4 protein-coding genes and 1 pseudogene are annotated in these 6856 nt (G+C 70.2%); all 5 read left to right on the forward strand.

The genetic code is table 11. The features are described from left to right. Window positions 1-210: 210 nt before the first annotated feature. Window positions 211-783 (forward strand): annotated as a pseudogene (locus ACWCPM_RS34330) (LLM class flavin-dependent oxidoreductase); the annotation flags it as partial. A gap of 1035 nt (window positions 784-1818) precedes the next feature. Further along, window positions 1819-2592 carry an isoprenyl transferase gene (locus ACWCPM_RS34335; RefSeq protein ID WP_450980184.1) on the forward strand — a complete coding sequence of 258 codons (774 nt, stop codon included), beginning with the start codon at window positions 1819-1821 and terminating at the stop codon, window positions 2590-2592. 312 nt (window positions 2593-2904) lie between these two features. Beyond that, the gene (locus ACWCPM_RS34340) at window positions 2905-4230 is read left to right on the forward strand and encodes a PhoH family protein (protein ID WP_450980185.1); all 1326 of its coding nucleotides are present in this window, start codon (window positions 2905-2907) and stop codon (window positions 4228-4230) included. 400 nt (window positions 4231-4630) lie between these two features. After that, a complete protein-coding gene (locus ACWCPM_RS34345; RefSeq protein ID WP_450980187.1) occupies window positions 4631-5344 on the forward strand; it encodes an aggregation-promoting factor C-terminal-like domain-containing protein in 714 nt (237 codons plus the stop codon). Between the two features lie 137 nt (window positions 5345-5481). Next, window positions 5482-6810 (forward strand): AI-2E family transporter, encoded by a 1329-nt coding sequence (locus ACWCPM_RS34350; RefSeq protein ID WP_450980186.1) that lies wholly within the window; start codon window positions 5482-5484, stop codon window positions 6808-6810. The last annotated feature ends 46 nt before the right edge of the window (window positions 6811-6856 follow it).

Genomic DNA, 6856 nt, shown 5'->3' on the forward strand with positions numbered 1-6856 from the left:
GTGGAGCCCGAGGTCATACACGCCGCCGGAGAACTGGCGAACCTTCCTGGTCACAGTCACAGGATTACTATACACATGCCGCAGGTCTAGTGCGGCAGAAAGATGGGCTCAGGTGAACAGTGCAGATCCGAGTGCCCAGTTGAAGTCAGAGCAGCCCAGAGAAGCCATTCCCCACCCCGCTAAAGCGGGGCGTCCCCTGGCTAGGTTCTGATGGGACAGGTCGGCGCCCGCGCGGGCTCCCCGCTGACGTTGCTGCGTGAGCATCTCGACGCCCTGCGGGCACTGCTGCGAGGGGAGCGGCTCACCACCGAGGGGCGGTACGTCCAGCTCGACGACGTCGCCCTCGACTGGCCGCCGCGGGGCCCGGTCGAGGTCCTCGCCGGCGCCACCGGCCCGCGCACCCTCCAACTGTCCGGCGCGGCGGCGGACGGCACCGTCCTCACCTCGGAAACCTCCCCGGATGGCGTACGCCGGGCCCGCCGGCTCATCGACAAGGGGCGGACGTCGGCCGGCCGCACCGACCCGCACCGCGTCGTCGTGTACCTCCTCGCCGCCACCGGCCCCGGCGCCTCGGACCGCCTGCGTGCCGAGCTCACCGCCGAGGGCCTCGCCGACGTCCCCGACCTCGGTGTCGCCGGGGACGCGGCGACCGTCGCCAAGGCCGTCGAGCAGCTCGCCGAGGCCGGCGCCGACACGGTGATCCTCCAGCCCACCGGCGACGAGCCCGATCCCGAGGGCTTCGTCCGCTTCGCCGCCGAGGAGGTCGGGCCCCTGCTCGCGTAGCCGCGGGCGTCACGCGGCCGGGCGGTGGCCGTCGGCCCGTCGTCCCGCCGATTCCGGCTTCCGCACGGCATCCGTGTGCCCCGGGTGCCCGGCGGTCTCCTCGATCAGGCGGGCGATCAGCCGGCGCCAGGGGCAGGAGCCCCTCCGCCGCTCCGGGCCCCATGGGTCGTCCGGGAGCGGCGCGTACGTCCGCCCGGGTGAAACCGCCGGCGCGGACGCCGCCCGGCGGTCCGGCCACCGACACCCCCCGCGCCTGCGCCTCGCGCAGGCGGTCATGTCGGCGACGACGGTGGCGGCGACGTCGGCGACCGGAGTAACGGCCGTCGCCCGATTGGCCGGGAACCGCCGCTCGGGTCGTCGTGTCCCGGTCCCACCCCAGGCGGTCCCTTTGCTCTTCGCGGCCAGGGCCGGGCGCCACGGCGCGACGAGGTCGGACGCGGTCCTCTTCGGCACGGAGCCGAGACGATCCGCGAGGAACCCGTCCGCCCGCGCGGACGGACGGCGGCAGGCAGGGCCAGGGTTTTCCACATTGTTATCGCAGATCACTCGCGTCACCCCTGACTCATCACGTAAGTTCAGACCAAGGGAATTCGCGTCAGCAAAGCTGCGCGGGCGGTACCGCGCGGTGGAGGGGGCTGCGCGGTGCCCTGGAAGCGTTTCCAGGCGTCAAGTCGCCGCCCGTCGGGGGGTCCCCCGCGAGAGGGACGCCCGAAAAGTCCTGTGTGCCCCCCGTGAACCAGCCATGAAGAGGCTGTGAACCAGGCATTCCGCGGCCATCGGGGCGTCGCCGGGCGATTCCGGAGAGTAGTTGTCTCGCGCCGATGCACGCGGCATCCCTTACGAAGGGTTATGGTGGAAGCCCCCCCTCGGGCCGGTCCGTCTCCCCCCCCACGGACCGGCCCGTTTTTTGCCTCAACACCCCTCGGGGGCGCTCCCTTGGCGCGGGAGTAGGCTGCGCCCGCGGGGACCGCCATGCGGACAGGGGGTCGCGCTCGGCCGCACCTGTCCGATCCGTACGGAGGGGCTGACAATCACGTGAACCTGCGCGACAAGCTGCGCAGCCTGCTGGTCAGGCTGTACGCACGCCGGGTGGAAGGTCACCTGGACCACGCCCAGGTGCCCAAGCACATCGGCGTCATCGTGGACGGCAGCCGGCGCTGGGCGAAGGCCGCCGGTTCCTCTCCCGTCGACGGCCACCGTGCCGGTGCGGAGAAGATCGAGGAGTTCCTCGGCTGGTGCACCGAGACGGACGTGGAGGTCGTCACCCTCTGGCTGCTGTCGACGGACAACTTCAACCGTCCGCAGGACGAGTTGGTCCCGCTGCTCGGCATCATCGAGGACGTCGTGCGGTCCCTGACCGCGGACGGACGCTGGCGGGTCCACCACGTCGGCACCCCCGACCTGCTGCCCTCCCCGATGCAGAGCGCGCTCAAGGAGGCCGAGGAGGCCACGGCGCACGTCGAGGGGATACTGGTCAACGTCGCCATCGGTTACGGGGGCCGGCAGGAGATCGCCGACGCCGTCCGCTCGATGCTGCTGGACGCCGCCGACAAGGGCCGGTCGGTGGAGGAGATCGCCGAGGCCGTGGACGTCGACATGATCGGCCGCCACCTCTACACCGGTGACCAGCCCGACCCCGACCTCGTCATCCGCACCAGCGGAGAGCAGCGGCTGTCCGGTTTCATGCTGTGGCAGACCGCTCACTCGGAGTACTACTTCTGCGAGGTCTTCTGGCCGGCCTTCCGCAAGGTCGACTTCCTGCGCGCCCTGCGCGACTACGCGGCGCGCCATCGACGCTACGGCGGCTGACGCAGCCGTCCCGCCCCTTCGGGCGTAGAGCGCTTCACACGGAGTTCACCGGCGCGCCGTCATATGCCTTGGCATGGCGGCGCGTTTTCGAGGGCATAAAGCAACCAGGTCGACGCCCGAACCACGGGTGTCGGATCTCAGCGGACGGCACGGGGCCGTCCGCCCGGGAGGCCCTTTGCACCAGCCCGATCGTGCGGTCACAGCACGGACGAAGCGGCGAGGGGCCGGTTTCCGGCCCGTGCATCGCGGCCGGCAACCGGTCCAGACCGTCTCCGTCGCTCCCCGACCTCATCCGAGGGGGTACGTCCTTCCGTGGTGACCAGCACAAAGCGCCACAAGCCCGACCGGCGCACCTATGTTCTCGACACCAGCGTCCTGCTGGCGGACCCGAACGCTTTGAACCGCTTCGACGAGCACGAAGTCGTGCTGCCGGTCGTGGTGGTCACGGAGCTGGAGGCGAAGCGGCACCATCCCGAACTCGGCTACTTCGCGCGGCAGGCGCTGCGTCTGCTCGACGACTACCGCGTGCGGTACGGCCGTCTGGACGCCCCCATCCCGACCGGGGACCTCGGCGGCACCCTCCGTGTCGAGCTCAACCACTCGGACCCCAGTGTGCTGCCGACCGGCTACCGCCTGGGGGACAACGACTCCCGTATCCTCGCGGTCGCCCGGAACCTCCAGGCCGAGGGGTTCGATGTCACCGTCGTGTCGAAGGACCTCCCGCTGAGGATCAAGGCGTCCTCGGTGGGTCTGCTCGCCGAGGAGTACCGGGCGGAACTCGCCATCACGGACTCCTCCGGCTGGACCGGAATGTCCGAACTGACCCTGCCCGGTGAGCAGGTGGACATCCTCTTCGAGGAAGGCCGCGTCCATGTCCCGGAAGCCGTGGGGCTGCCCGTCCATACTGGCCTGACCATTCAGTCCGAGCGCGGAAAGGCGCTCGGCAGGGTGACGCCGGAGGGCAACGTCCGGCTGGTGCGCGGCGACCGGGAGGCGTTCGGCATCAAGGGGCGCAGCGCGGAGCAGCGCATCGCGCTGGACCTGCTGCTCGACTCCGACGTCGGGATCGTCTCGATGGGCGGCCGGGCCGGCACCGGCAAGTCGGCGCTGGCGCTGTGCGCGGGCCTGGAGGCGGTCCTGGAGCGCCGTCAGCACGAGAAGATCATGGTCTTCCGCCCGCTGTACGCGGTGGGCGGGCAGGAACTCGGTTATCTGCCGGGTTCCGAGGCCGAGAAGATGAGCCCCTGGGCGCAGGCGGTCTTCGACACGCTGTCCGCGGTCACCAGCCGCGAGGTCATCGAGGAGGTCACCGCGCGAGGGATGCTGGAGGTGCTCCCGCTCACCCATATCCGCGGACGCTCGCTGCACGACGCGTTCGTGATCGTGGACGAGGCGCAGTCGCTCGAGCGGAATGTCCTGCTGACCGTTCTGTCCAGGATCGGCGCCAATTCACGGGTCGTTCTCACCCATGATGTGGCACAGCGGGACAATCTGCGGGTCGGGCGATATGACGGCGTGGTCGCCGTCGTCGAGAAACTGAAGGGACATCCCCTTTTCGCCCATGTGACCCTGACACGGTCCGAGAGGTCCCAGATCGCGGCACTTGTGACCGAAATGCTGGAGGAGGGGGCGATCTGACCCGGCGCCCCATCACGGGCCCTGGACGCGGTAGTTGGCGCCGTTCGGCGAAGGCGAAGAGCCTAGTCGGGCGGCGCCTTCGCGCGTCACCGTTTCTCGAAATCCCCAGGGCCAAACCGCATGTGAGCTTTCACACGCAACTCGGAATTGCCTTGCGGTGTCGGGTTACGGCAGAGTCTCACTCCTGTCAGGCCCCGCATACGACACATCTGTACCCCCAGCGGTATGGCACCACAGGAGCACCACACCTAACTCCATAGCGTCGTCGTATGCCGCCCGAGCACCATGCGGCACTCCCCTCGCGGGAGTTGCCCACCGGGCCCGTGTCTCCCGTGACCCGCAGTTGGGGAGGCCAGTGTCAGTGGGCACGATTGCGTCCGCCAGGGTCACCGAGCGGGCGATGCTGGAAGGAAACCGTGTGAGCCGGATTTCGGTCCGGGGATTCGCAGTGGCCTCGGCCACCGCGGTCACCGCTGTCGGAAGCGTTGTCGGCGTTGCCTCGGGCAGCGTGGCGCAGCCCAATGACGCCGAGGCGGCGGCAACCGACCTGACGCTTCTCGCTGACATCCCCGCGGGCCAGCAGGCGCAGGTGCAGACCGCTTCCCTGACGCAGCAGGCCGACGTCCAGGCCATCGCGGCGGACGCGAGCGCCAAGAAGGAAGCCGAGGAGGCCGCGCGCAAGGCCGCCGCGGAGTCCGCGATCGCGAAGAAGGAAGCCGCCGAGAAGGCGGCCCAGGAAGCCAAGGAGCGCGAGGAGGCGGAGGAGGCGGCGAGCCGTTCCGCCACCCGGGACGCCTCCAGCTTCGCGGTCAAGAGCTCGTACTCCATCTCCGAGATCCAGTCGATGGCTGCCGCGATGGTGCCGGGCGACCAGTTCCAGTGCTTCAGCAACATCGTGGACCACGAGTCCGACTGGAACTACCTGGCGGTCAACCCCTCCTCGGGTGCCTACGGCCTCTTCCAGGCGCTGCCCGGATCCAAGATGTCCTCCGTGGGGTCCGACTGGCAGACCAACCCGGCCACCCAGATCAAGTGGGGCCTGAACTACATGAACGACCGTTACGGCAGCCCCTGTGGCGCCTGGTCGTTCTGGCAGGCCAACCACTGGTACTGAGCCCGGCCGCGTAGCGTCCCGCTCGACTTCCCCGAGCCCCTCACCGTCCTTCGGTGAGGGGCTTCGGCCATGTACGGTCTGACGGGACCGCTCCGGAGGGGGGAGTGGTGGGGACAGTCGGGGGAAGAGGACGGATCATGTCGCGAGTGCCAGGGTGGCTCGGCCGGGCCGGCACCCGGCTGGCCGAGATGGGACAACGCTGGGAGGAACGCCGGGCCGAGGCGGAGCGCGCCCATGGCGCGCCGGAGCCGGAGCCCGAGGAGCCGGCCGGGGTGGCGGGCTCCTCTCCCCTCTACCCGCGTGACGTCCCGGCCGGTCCCCGTCCCGACCCGGCGCAGGCCGTGCCGTGGGGCATGCGGGTCGCGGCGGAGGCCGGATGGCGGCTGCTGGTGCTGGCGGGCACCCTGTGGGTGCTGATGCGGGTCATCACCGCCGTGCAACTGGTCGTGCTGGCCTTCGTGGCGGCGCTGCTCATCACCGCGGTGCTGCAGCCGACGGTGGCGCGGCTGCGGCGGTACGGGGTGCCCCGCGGGCCGGCCACGGCGATGACGGCGATCCTCGGCTTCGTGGTGATGGGGCTGATCGGATGGTTCGTGACCTGGCAGGTCATGGAGAACATCGACAACCTCTCCGACCAGGTGCAGGACGGCATCGACGAGTTGCGGCGATGGCTGCTCGACAGCCCCTTCCACGTCACCGACAAGCAGATCAACGAGATCGCCGAGAACCTGCGGGAGGCGGTCGGGGCCAACACCGATCAGATCACCACGGCGGGACTGGAAGGCGTGACGGTCGTCGTCGAGACGCTGACCGGAATCGCGCTCGCGGTGTTCTCGACGCTGTTCCTGCTCTACGACGGCCGGCGGATCTGGGAGTGGACGCTGAAGCTGGTGCCGGCGGCGGCGCGCCCGGGGGTCGCCGGGGCCGGTCCCCGGGCCTGGCAGACGCTCACGGCGTATGTGCGCGGCACGGTGATAGTGGCGCTGATCGACGCGATCTTCATCGGCCTCGGCATCTACTTCCTCGATGTGCCGATGGCGGTCCCGCTGGCCGTGTTCATCTTCCTCGGAGCCTTCATCCCGCTGGTGGGCGCGGTGATCTCCGGGGCCCTCGCGGTGGTGGTCGCGCTGGTCACCCAGGGCGTGTTCACGGCTGTGATGACGCTGGTCGTGGTGCTCGCGGTGCAGCAGATCGAGGGCCACATCCTGCAGCCGTTCATCCTCGGCCGGGCGGTGCGGGTGCATCCGCTGGCGGTGGTGCTGTCGGTCGCGGCGGGCGGCATGGTCGCGGGCATCGGCGGCGCGGTGGTCGCGGTGCCGCTGGTGGCGGTCACCAACACCGTCGTCGGCTATCTGCGCGCGTACTCACTGGAACGCGTCGTGCGCCAGTCCCCGCGCCCTCATGGGGCCACGGCGTCGGACGCCTCCCCGGCGACACCCACCGACCCACCGGCTCCGGCCGGCTGAGACCCGTGACGCGTCGAGGCCCCGTCCACCGATCGGTGGACGGGGC

This window comes from Streptomyces sp. NPDC002309 (genome assembly GCF_053593375.1).